Here is a 22657-nt window from a genome sequence, read left to right as displayed (position 1 = left end):
CAGTATATGGGAGCTGGAAATTTATAGATCTCTGGTGATGTAAGCGCTGCTTTAAAGTTGCAGGCTGGGGCCTTCAGTGATTGAATACGCGCTCAAAGAACAGGAGGATTTACCATGAGTCTGGATATCGACCAGATCGCTCTGCACCAGTTGGTCAAACGCGATGAGCAAACGTTGGACGTGGTGCTGCGCGATTCACTGCTGCCCACCAATGCCGCGGTGGAAGAGATGATGGAAGAGCTGCATCGTGTCTATAGCGCCAAGAGTAAGGCTTACGGCCTGTTCAATGAAGGCAGTGAGCTGGCGGATGCGTTGCGTACCTGCCGTAAGGAAGATAAGGACTTTCTGGCCTTCAGCCGTGCGGCGACCGGTCGCCTGCGCGATGAGCTGGCCAAGTACCCCTTTGCCGAAGGCGGCGTGGTGCTGTTTGGTCAGTACCGCTACCTGGCGGTGGAGTATTTGCTGATTGCGGTGCTCAATAGCCGCAACAGTTCGCGCGTTAACGAAGAGCTGGATATCAACACCACCCATTATCTGGATATCAACCACGCCGATATCGTGGCGCGCATCGATCTGACCGAGTGGGAAACCAATCCGGAGTCGACCCGTTACCTGACGTTCCTGAAAGGGCGGGTGGGCCGTAAGGTGTCCGATTTCTTTATGGATTTCCTGGCGGCGGCCGAAGGGCTGGATACCAAGGCACAAAACCGGGGCTTGCTGCAGGCGGTTGACGATTACTGCGCCGATGCCCAACTGGACAAAAATGAGCGCCAGTCGGTACGTCAGCAGGTTTACAGCTATTGCAACGAACAGCTGCAGGCCGGCGAAGAAATTGAACTGCAGGAATTGTCGAAAGAGATCGCGCCCGTGGGCGAGAAAGATTTTTTGCAGTTTTCCAGCGAGCAGGGTTATCAACTGGAAGACAGCTTCCCGGCCGATCGTGGCACGCTGCGTCAGTTGACCAAGTTTGCCGGCAGCGGTGGTGGCATCAGCATGAACTTTGATGCGATGCTGTTGGGGGAACGAATTTTCTGGGATGCGGCTACCGATACGCTAACCATCAGAGGGACTCCGCCAAACCTGCGCGACCAGTTGCAACGTCGTTTGAACAGCGGCAATAAGTAATTTCACCGGATCGCAGACAATAAAAAACGCCGCAATTGCGGCGTTTTCTACTTCGGCGTCCCGAAAGGTTCGATTTCGTTGCGATTAAACGCGACGGAAGTCGATGTGAGCCAGTTTCGGCTTGAACGGGTGACGCTGTACAGCCTGAACTTTCACTTTGGTTTCTTTACCGTCGATAACCAGAGTTACTGCTTCGCTGTAGAATTCTGGTTTGGATTCCATGTTCTTAACAGAATCATGGTCCAGTTCGATGGAAACTGGAGCTTCTTCGCCACCGTAAACGATAGCTGGGAATTTGTTGGCAATACGCAGGCGGCGGCTCGCACCCTTACCCTGGTCTTTACGTACTTCTACATTGATAGTGAACATTGTTTTTTCTCTTAAAAGAAAATTTACCCTGCTACAGGCGACCCAGTAGCAAGTTCGATAACCTGCTTTAGCACCGGGCGAACCCAGGCAAAGCGGGCGGCAGTTTAACGGAAAGCCGTCCGCAGGGCAATGGAAACCTGCCCGATTTGCCGGTCGTCAAGATCAAGACAGCTCGTTGGCACGGCGGAAGCGGCCTTGATAATCGAACACTTTTTCCCGTATTTGCCAGAACTGCCCGCGTTTGCGTGCCACCACAAAATCCGGATGGCGCAAGGCCGCTTGTTGGGCCAGCACGTCGGCAGCGGTTTGCCAGGCAAAAGAGACCCCTGGCGCACGCTGATGCGGGCGCAGGAACAGCATTTCGAAGGCTTTGCGCTGCGCTGGGGTCTGTAACCGGAAACGTTCACTGGTGCTGGTGCCGTCTTCGTCGTAATAGGTGGCTTTTAGCCACTCGCCTTTTTCATCACGGCCGCTTTGCAGTTCCATGCCGCCACAGCGTAATACCAAAGCGTCTTTCAACTTCAGCGCCGCCTTTAGCATGTCGTCAGGGTCGACCAGGACTTCCTGACACTGGTGGCAGCGGCGGGCGGCAATGTCATTCTCCGCGCCGCAATGCGGGCAAATTTTGAAGCGGAAGCGGTAGTCGCACTGTTCGCGATGGCCTTCATCATCTTCCAGCCAGCCCTGACAACGGCGGCCGTAGTGTTCGATGATATCGCCGTTCTCGGTGCACTTGCCCCAGAACAGATTGGCGAAGCCGCAGCCAGGGCAAAACACCTGTACCGGCTGGCTGTCGCGGTGGGGTTTGCTGACCCCGACTTCCGGGGTAAACAGGTCGTGCGGATTGCCGGCGTAGTCGAGGATCAGGCAATCTTCCTTGCCGGGGGCCAGCCGCAGCCCACGTCCGACGATTTGCTGATACAGGCTGACGGATTCGGTTGGCCGTAGAATAGCGATCAGATCGACATGCGGCGCATCAAAGCCGGTGGTCAGTACTGCCACGTTGACCAGATAGCGCAATTGCTGTTGTTTGAAGGCCTCTATCAGCGCATCACGCTCGCTGGCCGGTGTTTCGGCGCTGACCAGTGCGGCTTCACCGGGAGGAAGCAGGCCGTGGATCTCTCGTGCATGCTCAACGGTGGAGGCGAAAATCATCACCCCCTTACGCGTTTCGGCATATTCGACGATCTGGCTGATGATGTGTGGTGTAATGCGATTTTGCTGCTTCAGCTCACGGTTCAGATCGACTTCACTGAACAGGCCGTTGCTTCTGGCCTCCAGACGGCTGAAATCATACTGCACAATCGGCATATCCAGCCTTTCCGGCGGTACCAGAAAGCCATTTTTGATCATGTAGCGCAACGGCAGTTCATAAATGCAGTCACGAAACAGACTGTTGGCATCGCCACGGGTAAAACCGTGATAGTGATACTGATAAATCCAGCCTTTGCCCAGCCGGTAGGGCGTGGCGGTCAGGCCCAGCAGCCGCAACTGCGGGTTGGTTTTTTGCAGATGCTGAATAATCTGTTGGTACTGGCTGTCGTCATCGTCGCTGATGCGATGGCATTCATCGATAATCAGCAGCGAAAACGCCTCGTCAAACAGCGGCAGATTACGCGCCACCGACTGTACGCTGCCAAACACCACCTTGCCGGCGCTGTCTTTTTGCTGCAGTCCGGCGGCAAAGATATCGGCTTCCAGTCCATAGGCGCGGTATTTGGCGTGGTTTTGTGCCACCAGTTCTTTCACATGGGCCAACACCAATACCCGGCCACGCGCGCGCTTCGCCAGTTCGGCGATCACCAGGCTTTTACCGGCCCCAGTCGGCAGCACGATCAGCGCCGGTTGTGGGTGCTGACGAAAATGTTTGATGGTGGCTTCGACCGCTTCCAGTTGGTAGGGGCGTAGAGTAAAGGCCATAAATTAACGCCGTGGGTTGAGAAGGGCCGTCGGGAACAGGTTTTGTAACATCTGATCCCACAAAATCCGTGACATTTTACTCCCCTGATGGCTAAAAAATTTCTATTATTATGCCTTCTGAGCACTGATGGTGCGAGAAGCGTGGAAATTACCTCTGTCAGGGGGCCGTTTCCACCGCTATACTTGTGTGACAGTAATCGCTGTTTCCCCCTCTTCGAACCTGCCCTGTTGCACCTGGTGTAACGGTGGGTGTCATATTTTAGCAATACGATCAATGCGATCATAACAACGACAGGCAAAGCAGATTCAATGCGACTGGACAAGTTTTTATCTCAGCAGTTAGGTGTTAGCCGTGCGCTGGTAGCGCGTGAACTTCGGGCAAAACGCGTCACCGTAGACGGTGAAGTGGTGAAGAGCGGGGCACTGAAACTGACTCCGGAGCAGGAGGTGACCTTTGACGGCAACCCACTGCAACGCCAAAACGGCCCGCGCTATTTTATGCTCAACAAACCGCAGGGTTATGTGTGTTCCACGGACGATCCCGATCATCCGACGGTGCTGTATTTCCTCGATGAGCCGGTGGCCTACAAGCTGCACGCCGCCGGTCGCCTGGATATCGATACCACCGGGCTGGTGCTGATGACTGACGACGGCCAATGGTCGCACCGCATCACTTCACCGAAACATCACTGTGAGAAAACCTATCTGGTGACGCTGGAGCATCCGCTGGCGGAAGATACCGCGCAGCAATTTGCCGAAGGCGTGCAGTTGCATAACGAAAAAGATCTGACCCGGCCTGCGCAACTGGAACAAATTGAAGACAAGCTGGTGCGCCTGACCATCAGCGAAGGGCGTTATCACCAGGTGAAACGCATGTTCGCCGCGGTCGGCAACCGGGTTCTCGAACTGCATCGCGAACGTATTGGTGCCATCGTGATGGATGAGGATCTGGCAGAGGGCGAATATCGTCCGCTGACTGAAGAAGAAATCGCCAGCGTCGGTGCCCCGCACCTGCAAGATTAATTCATTACAAGACTACGGCTGATGAAGGAGTCGTCGAACGTGTTACAGAACCGGTCATCTCACCTCGGTTTGATTTTTATTCTGGGTCTGCTTTCCATGCTGATGCCGCTGGCTATCGACATGTACCTGCCCAGTATGCCGGTGATTGCCAAACAGTTCGGCGTCGAGTCGGGCAGCGTGCAGATGACGCTCAGCGCCTATATGCTCGGCTTTGCCCTGGGGCAGTTGTTCTACGGGCCGATGTCGGACAGCATTGGTCGCAAGCCGGTGATCCTGTGGGGGACGTTGATCTTCGCCATTGCCGGCGGTGCCTGTGCGATGGCGCAGTCGATTGACCAATTGATCAATCTGCGTTTCCTGCATGGGCTGTCGGCGGCGGCGGCCAGCGTAGTGATTAACGCCCTGATGCGCGATATGTTCACCAAGGACGAATTCTCGCGCATGATGTCGTTTGTCATCCTGGTGATGACCATTGCCCCCTTGCTGGCGCCGATGATTGGTGGCGCACTGCTGCTGTGGTTCAGTTGGCATGCAATTTTCTGGACCATGGGCGCCGCGGCGCTGATCGGTTCGTTGCTGGTGGCGCTCTTTATTAAAGAGACGCTGCCGAAAGAGCGGCGGCAAAAATTCCATCTGCGTACCACACTGGGTAACTTCGCTTCTTTGTTCCGCCATAAGCGCGTACTGAGCTATATGCTGGCCAGCGCTTTCTCCTTCGCCGGTATGTTCTCGTTCCTCAGCGCCGGGCCGTTCGTGTATATCGAACTGAATCATGTTTCACCGCAGCACTTTGGTTACTATTTTGCGCTGAATATTGTCTTCCTGTTCCTGACCACGCTGGTTAACAGCCGTAATGTACGGCGGTTGGGCGCGATCAAAATGTTCCGTTTGGGGCTGTTTGTGCAGTTGGCGATGGGGCTGTGGTTACTGGCAGTGAGCGCTATTGGTCTGGGGTTCTGGGCGTTGGTGTTGGGCGTGGCGGTTTATCTGGGGTGCATCGCCATGATTTCCTCAAACGCCATGGCGGTGATCCTGGACGATTTCCCGCATATGGCAGGTACGGCGTCTTCACTGGCCGGCACCTTGCGCTTCAGCATCGGTGCGTTGGTGGGGGCGATACTGGCAATGGCGCCCGGCAAGAGTGCCTGGCCGATGGTCTCCTCGATGGCGCTGTGTAGCATTGTCGCGGTGTTGTTCTATCTGTATGCCAGTCGGCCACGACAAAAATCTTCGTCTGATACCCCCTAGTTTTTTCTTCCTGATCCAGGCTCTGCGTTATGTGGGGCCTGGGTGAATTATCTCCTTTTGCCCAAGCCTGCTCTGAAATCCAATGGCAATGAAGACTTTGTTGCTAAACATAAGTGCGCTAATTAAATCCCCTGCGCGCTATCTGTATTCTTTTTGTTAAAAAAATGCTCTGCCTGTTCAGGCAGATAACCCGCCTATCCGTTATTTTCCTGGACTAATACCAGTGAGTGATTTGTTTTAAGGCCATTTATAGTCAATGAGTTAGCTTGGTAGTCACTGTCGTGGTGCGAGGCTAAATGTTTCCTCAATGTAAAATTATGCCGAGCAATAAGTAACCGTATTGCAAGAAAAAAGAGTTGAGATCGCGGCGGGAAAGGGTTACATATAACGCAAAAATGCGAGCTGAGTCGCAAAATGCCGTGAAATGACCCATAGAGCGTCACTAAAACAGCAAGACATCGGCAAGCGCAGGGAGCGAGTTAACCACTTGTGATGTATTTTACATTTAAATAACATCCATAAGGGGCAGAGTCGGGCGTCAACGGCTATAACTTAGTTACCCTGTCAGGTAAAAAGTATTTCATTTTTCAAACTAGGGATTTCATGTGGAAAGTATCCAACTTTCGGTAGTGCATCGCTTGCCGCAAAGTTATCGTTGGCTATCAGGTTTTACCGGCGTCAAGGTTGAACCGATTCCGCTCAGCGGAATAGACGAAGATAACAACCTGATTGGTCTGAAGCTGCTCAGCCATGAGGGGGCTGACGCCTGGCAGGTGATGCAACAGCTTAATCTGTCTTTGCAGGAGATCCAGGTCGACTGCGCCATCGTAGAGTGGGAAGGGGAACCTTGCCTGTTTGTGCATCGCTGCGATGAAAGCGCCACCATGTGTCGGCTTAAAAACGTGGGTGCCGCTATTGCCGAGCCGATGAGCGCTCAATATCCTTTCTGAATCCCGTCGCTAATCCGCCAGCTGTAACAACTGCTGCGTATAAGCGGCGGCCGGTGAGTTAAAGATCGTCTGGCAGTCACCTTGTTCAACCACTTCCCCCTGTCGCAGCACAATCACCTGATGACACAGTGAACGCACCACCTGCAAATCATGGCTGATAAACAGATAGGCCAGCCGGTGGCGCTGTTGCAGCGATTTCAGTAACGTCAGGATTTGTGCCTGTACCGATTTATCCAGTGACGAGGTTGGCTCATCGAGGATCAGCAACTGAGGTTGTAAAATCAGCGCACGTGCGATGGCGATGCGTTGGCGCTGACCGCCGGAAAACTCGGTGGGATAACGGTGGCGCAGGGCGGGATCCAGCCCCACCTCCTGCAATACTTCGATTACCCGCTGCTCTCGCTGCTCAGCGCTCAGTTTCTGGTGGACCTCCAGCCCCTCGGCGATGATTTGCAGCACATTGAGCCGGGGATTCAACGCGGAGTAGGGATCCTGGAACACAATCTGCATCTGGCTGCGGTACGGCAGCATCTGCTTCATGCTGAACTGGTGCAACGGCTGGCCTTTAAACCACATCGAGCCTTTGGCGCTAAGCAAACGCAGTAACGCCAACCCGGTGGTGCTCTTACCTGAGCCGGACTCGCCCACTAACCCGACGCTTTCCCCGGCCTTTAGCTCAAAGCTCAAATCTTTCAGTGCATAATGCTGCCCCACGGTGCGGCGCAGTAAACCGCGCCTGATTGGGAAACTGACCTGCAGGTTTTCTACCTTCAGCAATGGGGTGGCGTCAGCCGGCAGCGGCAGCGGATCGCCCACGTTCTCTGCCGCCAGTAATTGTTGGGTATAGGGGTGCTGCGGCCGGCTAAACAGGTTGCTCCGGCTGCTTTGCTCAACGCATTGCCCCTGGCGCATGACCGCTACGTTATCCGCCAGGCGGCGCACAATATTCAGGTTATGGGTGATAAACAGCAGCCCCATACCCATTTCTTGCTTCAGCTCTTTCAGCAATAGCAGAATTTGCGCCTGAATGGTGACATCGAGCGCCGTCGTGGGCTCATCGGCAATCAGCAGCTTGGGCTGGGTTAACACCGCCATGGCGATCATCACCCGCTGGCGTTCGCCGCCGGAGAGTTGATGCGGGTAGTCTTTCAACCGGCCTTTGGCATTGCGAATACCGACGCGATCCAGACATTGAATAATCTCACCGCGTGCGACGTCACGCCGCATACCGCGATGCAGCGCCAGTACTTCCGCCAGCTGTTTCTCAATGGTATGCAAGGGATTGAGTGACACCATCGGTTCCTGGAAGATCATCGAAATCTGGTTGCCGCGCACCTTGCGCAGGTCAGCCTCAGGTGCATGCAGCAACGAACTGCCGTTGAACCGGATATCGCCGCCGGTATAGACCACCGGTGGTGAAGGCAGCAGGCGCAGCACCGACAGGGCAGTGACGCTTTTTCCCGAACCCGACTCTCCCACCAGTGCCAGCGTTTCTGCCTTTTCTATCTGCAGTGAAAGCCCGCTGACGACCTGATTGAGTTGCTCACCCTGGCGGAAAGCCACACCGAGATCCTGAATTGAAAGCAAAGGAGTGCTAGCCATATCAATACGCCTTGCTGGGGTCAAAGGCGTCGCGTACCGCTTCGCCAATAAAAATGAGTAAAGACAGCAATACCGCCAACACCAGGAATGCGGTGATGCCGAGCCACGGCGCCTGCAGATTGTTTTTTCCCTGCAGCAACAGCTCGCCGAGTGACGGAGAACCGATCGGCAGGCCAAAGCCCAGGAAGTCGAGGGAGGTCAGGGTAGTGATGGACCCGCACAGAATAAACGGCAAGAAGGTCAGCGTCGCCACCATGGCATTGGGCAGCATATGCCGGTACATAATGACCCGATCCTGCACCCCCATGGCGCGTGCGGCGCGGATGTAGTCGTAGTTACGGGTGCGCAGGAACTCGGCGCGTACCACGCCCACCAGGCTCATCCAGCCAAATAAAATGGTGATGCCGAGCAGCCACCAGAAATTGGGTTGTACGATGCTCGACAGCAGAATAATCAAAAACAGCGTCGGCATACCGGACCACACTTCAATAAAGCGCTGGCCCCACAAGTCCACACGTCCGCCGTAGTAGCCCTGTATGGCACCGACACAGACGCCAATTACGCTGGAAAACAGCGTCAGTGCCAGCCCGAACAGCATCGAAATACGAAAGCCATACAGCACGCGGGCCAGCACGTCGCTGCCGTTACCGTCGGTACCCAACAGGTTTTGGCGCGAAGGGGCCGAGGGGAAGGGCACCTCGGTGGCGAAGTTGATGGTGTCGTAACTGAAGCGAATCGGTGGCCAAACTGCCCAGCCGTGGTTATCGATCTGTTTTATGACGAACGGATCCTGATAGTCGGTGGCGGTATTAAGCTCGCCGCCGAAGGTGGTTTCGCTGTAGTCGATAATAAACGGCAGGTACAGGTTACCCTGATAGCGCACCAGTAGCGGCCGGTCGTTGGCGATCAGGTTGGCGCCCAGGCTGAGGATAAACAGCACCAGAAAAATCCACAGCGACCAATAGCCACGGCGGTTGCGGCAAAAACGTGCCCAACGTGCCTGATTGATCGGGCTTAAGCGACTCATTGGCGGGCCTCGAAATCAATGCGCGGATCGACCAGGGTATAGGTGATATCGCTAAGGATATTCAACAGCAGGCCAATCAGGGTGAAGATATACAGCGTGCCGAACATCACCGGGTAATCGCGTTGCAGGGTAGCGTCATAACCCAGCAACCCCAGCCCGTTGAGTGAGAACATCACCTCGATCAGCAGTGAGCCGGTGAAAAACATGCTGACAAAGGTCGCCGGGAAGCCAGCGATCACCAGCAGCATGGCGTTGCGGAACACGTGGCGGTAAAGAATCTTGTTCTCGTCCAGCCCTTTGGCACGCGCGGTAACCACATATTGTTTGCGGATCTCATCAAGGAATGAGTTTTTGGTCAGCATGGTCAGGGTGGCAAAGCCACCAATCACCGTCGCCAGTACCGGCAGCGTGATATGCCACAGGTAATCGGTGATTTTGCCATACCACGGCAGGGTATCGAAATTGCTGGAAACCAGGCCGCGCAATGGGAACCAGTCGAGGTAGCTGCCACCGGCAAACAGCACGATCATCAAAATCGCGAACAGGAAGGCCGGAATAGCATAACCGATGATAATCAGAGTGCTGCTCCAGGTATCGAAGGCGCTGCCGTTATGCACGGCCTTGCGGATCCCCAGCGGGATCGACACCAGATAGATAATCAGCGTGCTCCACAGCCCCAGCGTGATGGATACCGGCAGACTATGACCCACCAGTTGCATCACCGATGCGCCACGGAACAGACTGTCACCGAAGTCGAAGCGCATGTAGTTCCACAGCATGGTGAAATAACGCTCGTGCAGCGGCTTGTCGAAGCCATAGCGTTTGGTGATCTCGGCGATCACTTCCGGATCCAGCCCGCGAGAGCCACGGTATTGGCCATCTGTCGCGCTGCCGACGCCAACACGCGCATGACCTAGCCCGTCGCCTGCACCGCCGCCGCCAAAGCCGCTGCTCTGGCCCATTTCGATAGTGGCAATCGCCTGGTCGACCGGCCCACCGGGAGCAATCTGCACGATAAAAAAGTTAATGGTGATGATCGCCCACAGGGTGGGGATAATCAGCAGCAGCCTGCGAATCAAATAAGCCAGCATCGCAGACCCCTATTGTTGTTGAGCCGGCAAACGCGCCGCCTTGTTGACGTCAAACCACCAGTTATCGAAACCAATGGCATAGGCAGGCCGGATCGAAGGCGTCGAGAATTTGTCCCAGTAGGCATAGCGGTCGTGATTGGAATACCACATCGGCAACATATACCTGTTCCAGGTGAGTACCCGGTCCAGTGCGCGGCCCAGTGGCAGCAGGGCTTTTTCGTCGCCCTGATGGGCGGCAATTTGCCGGACCAGACTATCGACGGCCGGATCGGTGACACCGGGGGTATTCCAACTGGAATCAATGTATTTGGAGTCCCAACGAGTCTCAAGGCTGGAGTCAGGGAAGGGCATCGCCAGATAGACCGTCGGCATCATATCGAAATCACCGTCGCGCATGCGCTTGGTGAATTGGGATATGTCGATTTCGCGGATCTGCATGTCAATGCCCAACCTTTTAAGGTTGTGCTGGAAAGGCAATACGTACTGGAAGTTGCTGCCGCTCAGCAGCATCAGTTCGAAGCTGAACGGCTGGCCGGTTTTACTGTTCACCAACTGCTGGTTTTTCACTTCCCAGCCGGCCTGTTTCAGCAACTGAGTCGCTTTCAGCAGGTTTTGCCGATCGTTACCGCTGCCGTCGGAGGACGGTGGCTGGTAAATGCTGGTGAATACCTCCGCCGGCACCTTGCCCTTTAGCGGGCCGAGCAGCGCCAGTTCGGCTGCGTCCGGATAGCCGCTGGCCGCGTAGGGGGTGTTCTGGAAATAGCTATTGGTTCGTTGGTAAGCGTTGTAATACAGCGCCTTATTCATCCAGTCGAAATCGAAGGCCAGCGTGAGCGCTTCGCGCACCCGAGGATCGGCGAACAGAGGGCGCCGCATATTGAAGGCCATCCAGCGGGTGTTTTGCGCCGACTGATTGGTCTCGTCCTGTTTGATGATGTAATTGCGGGCGAAATTGCCGCCCTGGTACTGGGTCGCCCAACTTTTTGGCGAACCCTCGATGCGGAAGTCATAGGCACCGGCCTTGAAAGCCTCCAGTGCGACTTTGTCATCCAGATAGTAGTCGTAGCGGATGCTGTCGAAGTTAAAACGGCCGCGGTTGACCGGCAGGTTGGCGGCCCAATAATCGCGTACCCGTTGATAGGTAATGTATTGGCCGAGCCGATAACTGGCGACCTTATAGGGACCGCTGCCCAGTGGCGGGGGGCTCAGTGGCTCGCTTAGCTTGTGATCTTTCCAGAAGCTCTGCGGCAAAATGGGCAGGCTGAACAGCCCGAGCAATTTGTCTTTATCCGGCTGTGGGAATTCGATGCGAACCGTCAGGCGTGAGATGGCCTTGACCGATATGCCCTTATAGGCCACGCGAAACTGCGGTACGCCTTCGGTCATAAATTTGGTAAAGGTAAAGGCCACATCGGCGGCGGTGATGGGCGTGCCATCGTGGAAGCGGGCGCGAGCGTTAATATCCACTTCTACCCAGCGCATATCGGCCGGGAAGCGGGCAGATTCGGCAATCAGTGGGTAGTAGCTGCCGATTTCATCGTCTGAGGTGGTGAACAGGCTGTCGTACAGCGCATCGGTACGCTCGCCGGGCACGCCACGTTGTGCATAGCGGTTAAAGTTATCAAAGGTGCCAATCGCCGCCAGTCGCACATCACCGCCCTTGGGGGCCGCCGGGTTGACGTAATCATAATGGCTGAAGTCGGTGGCGTATTTCGGCTCACCGAGTTGGGCGAAAGCATAACTTTCATTGAGGGTTTCGGCCTGCAGGCCAAAACTCAGTGCTGAGAGCACCAGGGCAGCAAAAACGCGCACGGACATCTTGACGGTAAGCTCCTGCTGTAAAGTCGATTAAACCTGCGCCAGCATAGCATTTACTGCCGTGCCGCAGAGTAAAGAAGTTAAAAGATTCAGGTCGTTAGCGTTTGATAATCCATGACCGTATGCGCATTGCAGAAGGTCACGAAGTTATCGATACTCAGCGGTTTGCTGAAATAATACCCCTGCATAAAGTTAACGTCCTGCTCCTGCAAGAAGTGCATTTGTTCCGCCGTTTCCACCCCTTCCGCCACGGTTTGCATTTTCAGCTTCTTGGCTAATGAAATGACGGCGTCCAGTACCGGGGCGGTGACGGTATCCCGGCCGATGGAATTGACGAAGCCGCGGTCGATTTTCAGGTAGTCCATGCTAAAGCGCTCCAGGTAGATAAGCGCACTGTGGCCGGTGCCGAAATCGTCAATGGCGATTTCAATACCTTGTTGATGCAGCCAGTCGAATTCTGCCAATGCACTGCCTTCTTCCACCATGCCGCGCTCGGTAATTTCAAACACCAGCGTAAAGTAGTTGCCGGGTAATTGTGCCAGCAGTTCGTATACGTCGTGATGGAAGGACGGCGCGCTCAGGTGGGAAGGGGAGATATTCAGGCCGATTTTCGAACCCTGTGGTAGTGCCGTTGCCAGCCTGGGGGCATCTTCGGCAATCAGACGGAACAGATGGCGCGTCAGCGGCACAATCAGGCCTTCGCTTTCGGCATAGGGAATAAACAGGTCTGGCGGAATGCGCCCCTCGATCGGGTGCTGCCAGCGGATCAGCGCTTCCAGTCCGCCAATGGAGCCGGATTGGGTATGAAATACCGGCTGATATTCGATAAAGAACTCGTTGTACTTGATGCCGCGCATCAGTGCGCGCTCCGGGCTTTGGCGCAGCAACAGCATGTAGTAGCACAGTACGCCAATCATCAACGACAGTATCAGGCTGCCCAGCAAGGTCAGGCGGATATCATTGGGCGTTAATTTTTGGTTATAAAACACGATGGTCATCGGGGTGCCGGCGATGGTTATGCGATCGGCTTTTTCGTTCGGCAGTTGGTTGACCGGCATCAGATTCGGGCTAAAGCTGCTCAGGGCGCGATCGCCCAGAATAATAGCAATACCCTGGGTTTTGTCGGGGCTGGCATTGAACATATGCTGAGGCATCAGGCCGATATCCAGCGTGGCCAGTATACCGGTATCTTCCTTGCCAGGCTGACGCAGCCAGACCGCTACCGCCGGTTTTCCGGGTACCAGTGGGGTACCCTGTTGCAGTTTGAGATCCAGTGGCTGCTGTTGATCAATTTCCGGGTAAATATTTTTCAGTGCCAGCATCATGTTGCCAGTAGCGGAAGAACAATAGGCAAATCCGTTTTTTACCAGCATAAAGGTGCGTACACCTGAGTGAAATGCTGCCTGGTAGGTAATTTCCGGCTGGCTGGTTGCGCAGGGGCGTTCGGTCAACGGCATCAATTGCTGCATGATTTCCGTTAGACCATTAAAGGTATCAATGGTGAATTTTTGGGTACGTTGTTCTACTGCTCGTTGATATTGCGTGCGCTGGTGGCTAATCAAAGAAAGCGTAATAGCCATAAACAGGATAAAAAATACCAGGGCCACGATGCTGCTTTTAGCCAGGCTACGTCGTCTGTGCGAGACGTGGCGTGCAAATGCCCTTTTCAAGCCCATAAATCTGCCCCCTGAGCACGGCGTATCAATTTGTTTTTATTATAGAGTGACTGGTTAATATATCGCAATGACGGTGTTGTCGTCATTATTCATCGTTTATCTAATGGCTGATAATAGTTTAAATCCGGCATTATTGCTGTTTTCCCATTTGACGATAATAGGTGAGTTTTTCATCGTCGGTGTAGTTCACTCCAATAATCTTGTGAAATAAAAAGAGGCAATGTTGAAAATACCGTGAATTGATAATGGGGGGAGGGAAAGAGGATTACGGCGCAAAAAAAACGCTGCCCGGAGGCAGCGTTTTATCGCTCGTTTGGTATTCAGGACAATCAAGGTTGCACCGTCAGCTGCTGGTTAGCACCCGGCGGGCTTCGCGATAACGTTTATTCCAGTAGTTATCGCTCAGTTTCGATATCATCACGCCGCTGCTGGTAGAGGCATGAACGAATTGATCGTTACCTAAATAGATGCCGACGTGGCGTCCGGTAGAACCGGCGCGGAACAGCACCAGATCGCCAGGACGCAGTTTGGTGCGCAAGATTTTCTTGCCGAGGTCTTCCTGCTCATAGGTAGAGCGCGGTAAGTCCATGCCAAACTGTTCACGGAAAGTGCGCTGTACAAACGCGGAGCAGTCGATGCCACGTTTGGTTTCACCGCCTAAGCGGTAGCGAACACCTTTCCAGTCTGCATATTGGTCCATAATTTTTGACTTAACGTCAACATTACGCACCATTGCTTCGAATTCATCCTGAGAGGCTTGCAGTAAAAGACCATCTTTGTCATTAACTGCACGCATCTCAGTTTGTGCGTTATTCAAGTTCGAAGTGTGTGTCGTGCTACATGCGGAGAGCATTACCGCTGCGGCAATTGCAGGTACTACCCGCAAAAAATATCTCAGAAACGGTTGAGATTTGACCATTGTTATTGTTTTCCCTTGAAGTCCTTAACGACGTCAGTCGCTACCTGAAAAATGCCAAACGGAACGAGACTAATCTGCACCTGCTTTATCGACAATCAGATACCGCTGAAAATGTGCTGGAACGCACATTTTTAGAGGATTTGATGCTGAGTCGAGTTAAACCAGGCACAAACGCATCCGAGATTACCGTAACGGATTGGGGATTGCGAGCCTTTTTCCCCTCTTTTATATATGAATTTGTGATGTAACATAATGTAAATCTTCATATAAAAAACGCTGATAGTCCGTTGTGTTGGTTTTGCGTGAAATTAGGTGACAGAAGCGTTAACGCGGTGATGGACAAATAAGCAGGAAACGGTGGGTAGTTTATCAGGAGGCCAGCGGCCTCCTGCCGGTCATAACTGTGGGTTATGGCTACGCTGGGCGGTGCTTGCCGGGCAGCATACGGTTCAGGCGCAAGATCAGCACATCGCTGAGTGGGGTCATCAGACACCAACTGGCGCCGACCAGCACTACCGACAGCGAACCTACGGCGATATCCGTAAACCAGTGGGCGCCAATCATCACCCGCGGTAATGAAAACACCACCGTAATCAGCAGCGCGACGGCAAACGCGCGGCGATTAAAGTAGCGCAGCATAAAGCAGGAGAAAATCATTAGCATCATGCCGTGATCGCCAGGAAAGCTGTCGCTGGAGGCGTCTTTGGTTGGAATGCCGGTCAGTTCACTGACACGGTTAACATTCTCAAAACTTAGCGACGGGCTAGGGTGCTTGACCGGAAGCAGGTGCCCAAGCTGGTTCAGCACCACGCCGGTCAGCAGCATGATAACGCCGGTTACCAGCAAACGACGACGGCCGGCAGCATCCTGTTGCAGATAAAAGCACAGGTACAACAGCCCCATGGCAACCAGTGAAATTACGTCAAATGCCCGGTTATTGGTGATGGCCACCAGATGCAGAAACCCGGGGTCCGTCGCCAGATGACGATTAAAGAAGAAGAAAATCGATGAGTCCAGAGTAAACCAATAGCCGTGGTTAACCGGCAGGTACCAGGACAGAAACAGCGCAATGCCCAGTAAATTGAAGAAGATGATGAAGGGTAAATTGCGGCGAGTCATGGCATAACCTGTTGTAAGTCTAAAAATAAAAGGGTGCTAACGGTAAAGACGTCAACTTAAACGAATGTTAAACAGCTTGGATTGCAGCGCATTCCAGTCTGCGTTATCGCTGTGAATCAGCTCAATTCGGCTGTCCAGTGGTGCAACAGGGCGGGTTTCGATGTTGAGGTCTTGCCCCTGGCGGTTGATCAACAGCGTGCCTTCAGCAATGCGCACGACGCCTTTGGCGCGTTCGACCGGTGCCAGCCGTATCCATTCCATAATGCCAACGGTATCGAACACCGTGTCGGCGTCAAAGATCCAGCCACAACTGGTAAATCCCTGCCCCTGATTGAGCGCGCGCCGCCAGCGTGAATTTTCCGGCAGTCGCAATGCCGCCAGGCCCTGCTTTTTGGCATGGCTATGATGCTGCTGAGCATCCGGTAATTCTGTGCGATTCGTGCGAGGCAGGTCCAGCAAGGCGACATCCGCCTGGCCCTGTTGAATCTGATAAAGCGGTCGCTGCTGGGGATCCTGCTCTGCCCATTGCTGCAGGGCCAGCAGATCTTGCGGCTGATAGGTGTCGCTTTTGCTGGCCAGAATAACGTCGGCCGCCGCCAGTTGATCGCGGAAATTTTCGTTTTCCCGATAGCGCGGCTCGCTGAGCTGGCGTGCGTCCAACAGGCACAGGGTGGCCTGTAGATCGATCCAGCCGGCATAGCTGTCCTGCGTCAGCAATGACAGGATCTGTTTTGGGTGACCCAGGCCGGTGGGTTCGATCAATAATCGGTCAGGTTTACTCTGTTGCAGCAGCATATTTAGCCCGACCTGCATCGGCAAGCCGTTCACACAACACATGCAACCGCCAGGGATCTCCTTTAACACCGCACCGCTGTCTGCCAGCAATGCGCCATCGATACCGATTTCACCAAACTCGTTCACCAGCACTGCCCAACGCTCATGTTCCGGTTTGTTAGCCAGCAAGTGACGAATGGTGGTGGTTTTACCGCTGCCGAGGAAGCCGGTGATCAGGTTGGTTTTGGTCATAAATTATTCCTGATGTTAATAATATTTGTTGATCAATAATCAAGCTGCGCTGTTCAACCTGCGCCAGCTCACAATTTTGGCAGGTTAAAATGCGATATTTAACCGGCTAAATCCACGATAAGTTGTCGGAAAATTCTTAGGAAAAACCATGAATTAGCCATGGATACTGATTGTTAGTATCTTGTTTTTTCTTTGTTAATTGCCCGATTAAACGCCAAATAATTCCCCTTACCTTGCGATTATTCTTAAGAAGATCCTCTATGGTTAAAATGGCTTAACAAAAAATGAGGTTGCCATGAATATCTTCCGGTTATTTTTGATCGCAGGAATGTTGTTTTCATGGACGGCAGCAAGCTATGCAGGAACCACGGGCGGGGTTATTCGTTTTGTTGGTTCTATTGTGGAAAGTCCCTGCACGGTGAACATCGCCGATTCAACGGCCAAAACACAATGTTACCGCAATGGGCAGTACTATCAAGGCCAGCAGACCCTGTCAAAATTTGATGCTACACGCAAAGAACTGCCACTGAATTTAGGGTCGACCGAGATGACGTGGGTGGATCAGCAGAAAAAACTTGCAGTAATGACGGTAGTTTATCGTTAAGTCGTTCGGCCATGCCGGATGAACTGTCCGGCATGGTCATTTTCCCTGTCGCCTTGCAAGCCAGGGCTGGGTTAACCGGGGATTAAGCCAACTGAGTCGACACCCAGCTTTGCACCGTTTGTCGTGCCCCACGGTCACGCAGGGACAAATAGGCGCGGGTCACCGCCGCTACAAACTCCTCGTTAGCTGACAGTTGTTCACCAAAAACAGCTTTTAACCCCAACAGGGCTTTCACGCGCTGTTCATCGTCCGGCGTTGCGGCTACCGTCTGTTGCAGCGTTGTCAGCAATGGATCGCGGATATCAATCGGCTGACCGGCATCATCTACGCCGCTGACATAGCGCATCCAGGCCGCCACGCCCAGCGCCAAACCGGCATAGCTGCCGCCATGCTGCAGATGCCAACGCACCGAATCCAGCATGCGTTGCGGCAATTTTTGCGTACCGTCCATGGCGATTTGCCAGGTGCGATGTTGCAGCGCCGGGTTGCTGTAGCGTTCAATTAACTCTGTGGCATAGGCGGCCAGATCGATGCCGCTGACGCTGAGCGTCGGTGCCTGTTCGGCCAGCATCAGGTGGTGTGCCGCTCGGCGATAAGACTCGTCGGCCATACAGTCGTTTATATACTGATACCCCCCCAGATAACCCAAGTAGGCCAGGAAAGAGTGGCTGCCGTTCAGCATGCGCAACTTCATCTGTTCAAAAGGCAGCACATCATTGACTAATTGTGCACCGGCCAATTCCCATTCCGGGCGGCCCGCGACAAAATTGTCTTCCACCACCCATTGGATAAAGGGCTCGCAGGCGATGGCGCATTCATCACGTACGCCACCGAGTGCGACGGCCACTTCATCGAGCGTTTCCGGGGTAGCGGCAGGAACAATGCGGTCGACCATGGTACTGGGGAAGCTGACCTGGCGAGTGATCCACTCTGCCAGAGCAGCGTCACGCGCCTGCGCCAGGCCGATGATGGCGTTGCGCAGCACATGGCCGTTTTCGGGAATATTATCGCAAGAGAGCAGGGTAAAGGCGGGCAGACCACGTTCCAGGCGCAGGCGCAGGGCTTCTACCAGAATGCCGGGCACCGTGATGGGTTGAGCGGGGTTGGCCAGATCGGCGCGGATCCCCTGGTGTTGCAGATCCAGTTTCCCGCTGCCGGGTTCGATGCAGTAGCCTTTTTCAGTGATGGTCATTGAGACGATGGCGACCTGCGGTTCCGCCAGTTTTTCCAGCACTGCACCAATTCCTTCCAGCTTGCGGTGTACGCTTTCATGCACTGCACCGATGACTATCGCCTGATTTCCCGCAGCGCCTTTTTCCAGCACGCTATAAAGATGGTTTTGCTGACGCAGCGTCTGGAACAGAGTATCGCCACCGAACAGGCTGATCTCACAAATCCCCCAGTCTCCGCCCTGACGGTTCAATACCCGGTCGGTCAGCAGTGCCTGATGGGCGCGGTGAAAGGCCCCGAATCCAATGTGTACCATGCGACTTTGTAATGTGCTGCGGTCATAGCGCGGTTGCTGGACGGCGTCGGGAAGTGATGAGTTGGCGATAGTCTTCATGCATGGCTCCAAGCTGGGTAAAAGGTGCTGGCCGGGAACTTTTGAAAAGTTATCAGACCAGTTTTGCGAAGGGGAAACGGCGCGGCGCTTACCTTTTTCGCATGAGTTCTCTGCCGCCAGTGTAAGGCTGCAAGGGGGCTAATAACATTGCTTAGCCCAAAATAAGCCAGAACCGTGAAGTGGATCAACCAATCAGGGTTTCGCTTTTGACAGTCAGGTTCGAAAGAGTAAGGTGAAAGATAACCGATATCTATTTAAATTTGGTATAACAAGATTGTCAAAACGGTGCAATCTTGATCACCACCACAATACTGGGCGATTTTTACAAGGATAAATAATGGAACAAACATGGCGTTGGTATGGGCCGAACGATCCTGTCTCTCTTGACGATGTGCGCCAGGCCGGCGCCACCGGCGTAGTTACCGCCTTGCACCATATCCCGAATGGTGAGGTGTGGCCGATCGAAGAGATCAAGGCTCGTCAGGCGTTGTTGGCGGAGAAAGGATTGGTGTGGTCGGTGGTGGAAAGCATCCCGGTACATGAAGAGATTAAAACCCACAGCGGTAACTACCAGCAGCACATCGCCCACTACCAGCAATCGTTGCGTAACCTGGCGGCCTGCGGTATCGACACCGTGTGCTACAACTTTATGCCGATCCTGGACTGGACACGTACCGATCTGGAGTATTTGCTGCCCGACGGGTCAAAAGCGTTACGCTTTGATCAAATCGCCTTTGCGGCTTTTGACTTGCATATTCTGCAACGCGCGGGGGCAGAGCAAGATTACACGCAGGAAGAGCAACAGCAGGCCGCCGAGCGCTTTGCTGCCATGAGCGAGGCGGATATCGCCAAATTGACCGGTAATATCATCGCCGGGCTGCCGGGGGCTGAAGAGGGGTATACGCTCGATCAGTTCCGCGCCCGTCTGGCCGAGTACGACGCCATCGATAAGGCGCAGCTGCGTGAGAATATGGCGGTGTTCCTGCGCGCCATTGTGCCGGTAGCAGAAGAGGTCGGCGTGCGGTTGGCGGTACACCCGGACGATCCACCGCGGCCGATCCTGGGCCTGCCACGCATTGTCTCGACCATTGAAGATATGCAGTGGTTCAAGCAGACGGTCGACAGCCGGTATAACGGTTTCACCATGTGTACCGGCTCTTATGGCGTGCGTGAGGATAACGATCTGGTGCGGATGATTGAAACCTTCGGCGATCGCATCCATTTCACCCATCTGCGTGCAACCTGCCGTGAAGATAACCCGAAAAGTTTCCATGAGGGCGCGCACCTGCAAGGCGACGTCGATATGGTGGCGGTGATTGAGGCGATCCTCAGTGAGGAGCAGCGTCGTCATCAGGCGGGTGATACCCGGCCGATACCGATGCGTCCCGATCATGGGCATCAGATGCTGGATGACTTGAAGAAAAAAACCAACCCGGGTTATTCGGCAATTGGTCGTCTGAAAGGGCTGGCGGAACTGCGCGGTGTCGAGCTGGCGCTCAAACGCCGTTTCTTCCCTGAATTGCCGTAGCGATAAAATCAACAGGGGCCATAATCGGCCCCTGAATTTCAACTAGTCGGCACGGCTCATATAGCGGCGTTCGGCAATATGAATGCGGATTTTGTCACCGGCGCTAAGGTATTCCGGTACCTGAATGGTCAGGCCGGTCGCCATGGTGGCCGGTTTGTTGCGGGCACTGGCAGAGGCACCTTTGATGCCCGGCGCCGTCTCGACGATTTCCATATCCACGGTTTGCGGCAGTTCCAGCGCCAGTACCTGGCCTTCCAGCGTCAGTACCTGCATGCCCGGCAGGCCGGCTTCAGGAATGAACAGCAATTCGTCTTCGATCTGGTCTTTCTTGAAGATGTAAGGGGTGTAATCCTCGTCATCCATAAACACGTATTCTTCGCCGTCGATGTAAGAGAAGTTCACCTTACGGCGGGACAGGCTAATGGTGTCCAGAATATCGTCGCCCTTGAAACGCTCTTCTACCTTCAGCCCGGTACGGACGTCAGAGAAACGCATTTTGTATAAGGTGCTGGCACCGCGAGCGCTTGGGCTCTGCACATCAATGTCTCTCACCAGCAGCAGTTTGCCGTTGTAGCTGATCGCCATGCCACGCTTAATTTCGTTAGCCTTTGCCATATAAAATAACCTGCAATAAAGAGTTTTTGGGAAGTTGCGACAAGTTACTCGCGCCGATGATTTCAGGCAAGCAGATCAAGCAAAAACAGTGGCGGAAAAGGGGGACGGCGAGCGCCATCCCCTGCGGTATTACTTGAAGACCGGCAACAGACCGAGCAATGCCAGTATGTGTGCGACGGCGTTGACCACCCCGAACAGAATGATAAACAGGATCATCCCCCGGCCGCCGGGAGCGTGATATTGCGCCTGGGCAAAGCGGCGACGGCTGGCGCGTGCCATCATGGCCGGTACGATCACCGCCCAAACGGTGGCCGCCAGCCCGGCGAAACCGATGGCGTACAGGAAGCCGTTCGGGAACAGCAGGGCGGCTATGGTCGGTGGCGCGAAGGTCACCAACGCGGTTTTACTGCGCCCGGCGGTGTCATCACTAAATTTGAAAAAGTCCGCCAGATAATCGAACAGGCCAAGCGAGACCCCAAGGAACGAACTGGCCAGAGCCATATAAGAGAAGGCGCTCAGCAGTTGGCCCACGGTCTGGCTGCTGGAGACGTTGCCCATCTGTTTCAGCAGGCTGCCGATATTGCCGCCTTCGGCAATCACCTGCCGGAAGGCGTCGCGGGCGATGTTGCCCTGGATCACATACTGCCACAGGATATAGATCGCCAGCGCCAGCAGCGTGCCATACACCAGGCTACGCACCACGGCCCCGCTATCCTTGTGATAATACTTCACCAGTCCCGGCACATTGCCGTGATAGCCGAACGAGGTTAACAGATAAGGCAGCGCCGCCAGGGCGTAAGGCAGATAGCTGGCCTGGCTGTCGTCGCGGTTGAACAAGACGGCCGGTTGCACATGAGTGAACATATCGCCCACCGACATCACAAAGGTGATCACCATACCGCCGATCAGAATGGTGCTCAGGCGATCGACCGCGCGGGTGGACAACCAGACGATAAACGCCACCACGATGGCAAACACCAGCCCGGCGGTGGTCTGCCCGACGCCGACGATGCCTTCCAGCGTGTGAGCGATGATCGAGCCACCGGCGGAAATATAGGCATAAGTCAGGATGTACAACACAAAGGCGATGGAAATGCCGTTAATGGCGTTCCAGCTTTTACCCAGCAGATCCTTGACGATGGTATTGAAGCTGGCACCGCTCGGAAAATGCAGTGCCGCTTCGAGGATCATCAGGCCGGAAATCAGCATGCAGGCCCAGGTATAAATCAGCAGCGCGACTGAGCCGCTGAACCACACACCAGAAGTGACAATAGGAATGGAGAACATGCCGGCACCGACGGCGGTGCCTGCAATGATCATCGCGCCGCCAAGGACCGAAGGGCGGGAAAGCTTCTGGATGGTGTCCGCGGACATTTTTGCTCCTGAGTGGTCTTATTGACCGTGAGTTCTTTTGTACTAGCTCAATGGTACAT

Annotated in this window: 19 protein-coding genes; 6 read left to right on the top strand and 13 right to left on the bottom strand. The window is 54.3% G+C overall.

Annotated features, from left to right (window positions below):
• Positions 1–114 precede the first annotated feature (114 nt).
• Positions 115–1125, top strand: a complete 1011-nt coding sequence (gene yejK, locus E5C26_RS16560) for a nucleoid-associated protein YejK (protein WP_130381454.1) — start codon at positions 115–117, stop codon at positions 1123–1125.
• 84 nt (positions 1126–1209) lie between these two features.
• Here the strand turns inward: yejK and rplY are convergent, their stop codons facing one another.
• Together rplY and E5C26_RS16550 are read right to left on the bottom strand one after the other, a co-directional pair.
• The gene (gene rplY, locus E5C26_RS16555) at positions 1210–1494 is read right to left on the bottom strand and encodes a 50S ribosomal protein L25 (protein ID WP_012145970.1); all 285 of its coding nucleotides are present in this window, start codon (positions 1492–1494) and stop codon (positions 1210–1212) included.
• 162 nt (positions 1495–1656) lie between these two features.
• Positions 1657–3414 (bottom strand): DEAD/DEAH box helicase, encoded by a 1758-nt coding sequence (locus tag E5C26_RS16550; RefSeq protein WP_135317300.1) that lies wholly within the window; start codon positions 3412–3414, stop codon positions 1657–1659.
• 309 nt (positions 3415–3723) lie between these two features.
• On the opposite strand from E5C26_RS16550, the gene rsuA reads away from it, so the two are divergent.
• The 3 genes from rsuA to E5C26_RS16535 all read left to right on the top strand — a co-directional run bounded on the left by rsuA (position 3724) and on the right by E5C26_RS16535 (position 6635).
• The gene (gene rsuA / locus E5C26_RS16545) at positions 3724–4437 is read left to right on the top strand and encodes a 16S rRNA pseudouridine(516) synthase RsuA (RefSeq protein WP_017893452.1); all 714 of its coding nucleotides are present in this window, start codon (positions 3724–3726) and stop codon (positions 4435–4437) included.
• Between the two features lie 39 nt (positions 4438–4476).
• A complete protein-coding gene (locus E5C26_RS16540) occupies positions 4477–5685 on the top strand; it encodes a Bcr/CflA family multidrug efflux MFS transporter (protein ID WP_135317299.1) in 1209 nt (402 codons plus the stop codon).
• A gap of 605 nt (positions 5686–6290) precedes the next feature.
• On the top strand, positions 6291–6635 hold the full coding sequence (locus tag E5C26_RS16535) for a YejG family protein (protein WP_135317298.1): 345 nt from the start codon (positions 6291–6293) through the stop codon (positions 6633–6635).
• A 9-nt stretch (positions 6636–6644) separates the two neighbouring features.
• Here the strand turns inward: E5C26_RS16535 and yejF are convergent, their stop codons facing one another.
• The 8 genes from yejF to E5C26_RS16490 form a co-directional block, all read right to left on the bottom strand.
• The gene (gene yejF, locus E5C26_RS16530; RefSeq protein ID WP_135317297.1) at positions 6645–8237 is read right to left on the bottom strand and encodes a microcin C ABC transporter ATP-binding protein YejF; all 1593 of its coding nucleotides are present in this window, start codon (positions 8235–8237) and stop codon (positions 6645–6647) included.
• Between the two features lies 1 nt (position 8238).
• Positions 8239–9264: an ABC transporter permease gene (locus E5C26_RS16525; RefSeq protein WP_135317296.1), complete on the bottom strand. Its 1026-nt coding sequence runs from the start codon at positions 9262–9264 to the stop codon at positions 8239–8241.
• Positions 9261–10355, bottom strand: a complete 1095-nt coding sequence (locus tag E5C26_RS16520; protein ID WP_135317295.1) for a microcin C ABC transporter permease YejB — start codon at positions 10353–10355, stop codon at positions 9261–9263. The genes E5C26_RS16525 and E5C26_RS16520 overlap by 4 nt, the downstream gene beginning before the upstream one ends.
• A 9-nt stretch (positions 10356–10364) precedes the next feature.
• Positions 10365–12173, bottom strand: a complete 1809-nt coding sequence (locus E5C26_RS16515) for an extracellular solute-binding protein (RefSeq protein WP_135317294.1) — start codon at positions 12171–12173, stop codon at positions 10365–10367.
• An 89-nt stretch (positions 12174–12262) separates the two neighbouring features.
• Positions 12263–13849: a cyclic di-GMP phosphodiesterase gene (locus E5C26_RS16510; protein WP_135317293.1), complete on the bottom strand. Its 1587-nt coding sequence runs from the start codon at positions 13847–13849 to the stop codon at positions 12263–12265.
• A 343-nt stretch (positions 13850–14192) separates the two neighbouring features.
• Positions 14193–14768 (bottom strand): bifunctional murein DD-endopeptidase/murein LD-carboxypeptidase, encoded by a 576-nt coding sequence (mepS, locus tag E5C26_RS16505; protein ID WP_135317292.1) that lies wholly within the window; start codon positions 14766–14768, stop codon positions 14193–14195.
• A 414-nt stretch (positions 14769–15182) separates the two neighbouring features.
• Positions 15183–15887 (bottom strand): phosphatase PAP2 family protein, encoded by a 705-nt coding sequence (locus E5C26_RS16495; RefSeq protein WP_135317291.1) that lies wholly within the window; start codon positions 15885–15887, stop codon positions 15183–15185.
• Positions 15888–15938: 51 nt separating this feature from the next.
• Positions 15939–16913, bottom strand: a complete 975-nt coding sequence (locus tag E5C26_RS16490; protein WP_135317290.1) for a CobW family GTP-binding protein — start codon at positions 16911–16913, stop codon at positions 15939–15941.
• 295 nt (positions 16914–17208) lie between these two features.
• On the opposite strand from E5C26_RS16490, the gene E5C26_RS16485 reads away from it, so the two are divergent.
• Complete coding sequence (locus tag E5C26_RS16485; protein ID WP_135317289.1) at positions 17209–17517, top strand: type 1 fimbrial protein; 309 nt, start codon at positions 17209–17211, stop codon at positions 17515–17517.
• 82 nt (positions 17518–17599) lie between these two features.
• On the opposite strand, the gene E5C26_RS16480 is transcribed toward E5C26_RS16485, so the two are convergent.
• A complete protein-coding gene (locus E5C26_RS16480; protein WP_135317288.1) occupies positions 17600–19081 on the bottom strand; it encodes a mannitol dehydrogenase family protein in 1482 nt (493 codons plus the stop codon).
• A 337-nt stretch (positions 19082–19418) separates the two neighbouring features.
• Between E5C26_RS16480 and uxuA the strand changes: the two genes are divergently transcribed.
• Positions 19419–20609, top strand: a complete 1191-nt coding sequence (gene uxuA / locus E5C26_RS16475; RefSeq protein ID WP_135317287.1) for a mannonate dehydratase — start codon at positions 19419–19421, stop codon at positions 20607–20609.
• A gap of 42 nt (positions 20610–20651) precedes the next feature.
• On the opposite strand, the gene yeiP is transcribed toward uxuA, so the two are convergent.
• Both yeiP and mtr read right to left on the bottom strand, forming a co-directional pair.
• Positions 20652–21224, bottom strand: a complete 573-nt coding sequence (gene yeiP / locus E5C26_RS16470) for an elongation factor P-like protein YeiP (RefSeq protein WP_135317286.1) — start codon at positions 21222–21224, stop codon at positions 20652–20654.
• 129 nt (positions 21225–21353) lie between these two features.
• Positions 21354–22598 carry a tryptophan permease gene (gene mtr / locus E5C26_RS16465; protein ID WP_135317285.1) on the bottom strand — a complete coding sequence of 415 codons (1245 nt, stop codon included), beginning with the start codon at positions 22596–22598 and terminating at the stop codon, positions 21354–21356.
• Positions 22599–22657 lie beyond the last annotated feature (59 nt).

Source organism: Serratia proteamaculans, from assembly GCF_004684015.1.
Taxonomy (GTDB): domain Bacteria; phylum Pseudomonadota; class Gammaproteobacteria; order Enterobacterales; family Enterobacteriaceae; genus Serratia; species Serratia proteamaculans_F.
This window is presented reverse-complemented; position numbering and strand designations above follow the sequence as displayed.

Bases quoted from the DNA above. Each gene is read 5' to 3' on its own strand.
- yejF (WP_135317297.1), bottom strand. From the start codon at position 8,237: ATGGCTAGCACTCCTTTGCTTTCAATTCAGGATCTCGGTGTGGCTTTC.
- E5C26_RS16515 (WP_135317294.1), bottom strand. From the start codon at position 12,173: ATGTCCGTGCGCGTTTTTGCTGCCCTGGTGCTCTCAGCACTGAGTTTT.
- mtr (WP_135317285.1), bottom strand. From the start codon at position 22,598: ATGTCCGCGGACACCATCCAGAAGCTTTCCCGCCCTTCGGTCCTTGGC.
- E5C26_RS16520 (WP_135317295.1), bottom strand. From the start codon at position 10,355: ATGCTGGCTTATTTGATTCGCAGGCTGCTGCTGATTATCCCCACCCTG.
- mepS (WP_135317292.1), bottom strand. From the start codon at position 14,768: ATGGTCAAATCTCAACCGTTTCTGAGATATTTTTTGCGGGTAGTACCT.
- E5C26_RS16495 (WP_135317291.1), bottom strand. From the start codon at position 15,887: ATGACTCGCCGCAATTTACCCTTCATCATCTTCTTCAATTTACTGGGC.
- uxuA (WP_135317287.1), top strand. From the start codon at position 19,419: ATGGAACAAACATGGCGTTGGTATGGGCCGAACGATCCTGTCTCTCTT.
- E5C26_RS16550 (WP_135317300.1), bottom strand. From the start codon at position 3,414: ATGGCCTTTACTCTACGCCCCTACCAACTGGAAGCGGTCGAAGCCACC.
- E5C26_RS16525 (WP_135317296.1), bottom strand. From the start codon at position 9,264: ATGAGTCGCTTAAGCCCGATCAATCAGGCACGTTGGGCACGTTTTTGC.
- E5C26_RS16510 (WP_135317293.1), bottom strand. From the start codon at position 13,849: ATGGGCTTGAAAAGGGCATTTGCACGCCACGTCTCGCACAGACGACGT.
- rplY (WP_012145970.1), bottom strand. From the start codon at position 1,494: ATGTTCACTATCAATGTAGAAGTACGTAAAGACCAGGGTAAGGGTGCG.
- E5C26_RS16490 (WP_135317290.1), bottom strand. From the start codon at position 16,913: ATGACCAAAACCAACCTGATCACCGGCTTCCTCGGCAGCGGTAAAACC.
- E5C26_RS16485 (WP_135317289.1), top strand. From the start codon at position 17,209: ATGAATATCTTCCGGTTATTTTTGATCGCAGGAATGTTGTTTTCATGG.
- rsuA (WP_017893452.1), top strand. From the start codon at position 3,724: ATGCGACTGGACAAGTTTTTATCTCAGCAGTTAGGTGTTAGCCGTGCG.
- yejK (WP_130381454.1), top strand. From the start codon at position 115: ATGAGTCTGGATATCGACCAGATCGCTCTGCACCAGTTGGTCAAACGC.
- yeiP (WP_135317286.1), bottom strand. From the start codon at position 21,224: ATGGCAAAGGCTAACGAAATTAAGCGTGGCATGGCGATCAGCTACAAC.
- E5C26_RS16480 (WP_135317288.1), bottom strand. From the start codon at position 19,081: ATGAAGACTATCGCCAACTCATCACTTCCCGACGCCGTCCAGCAACCG.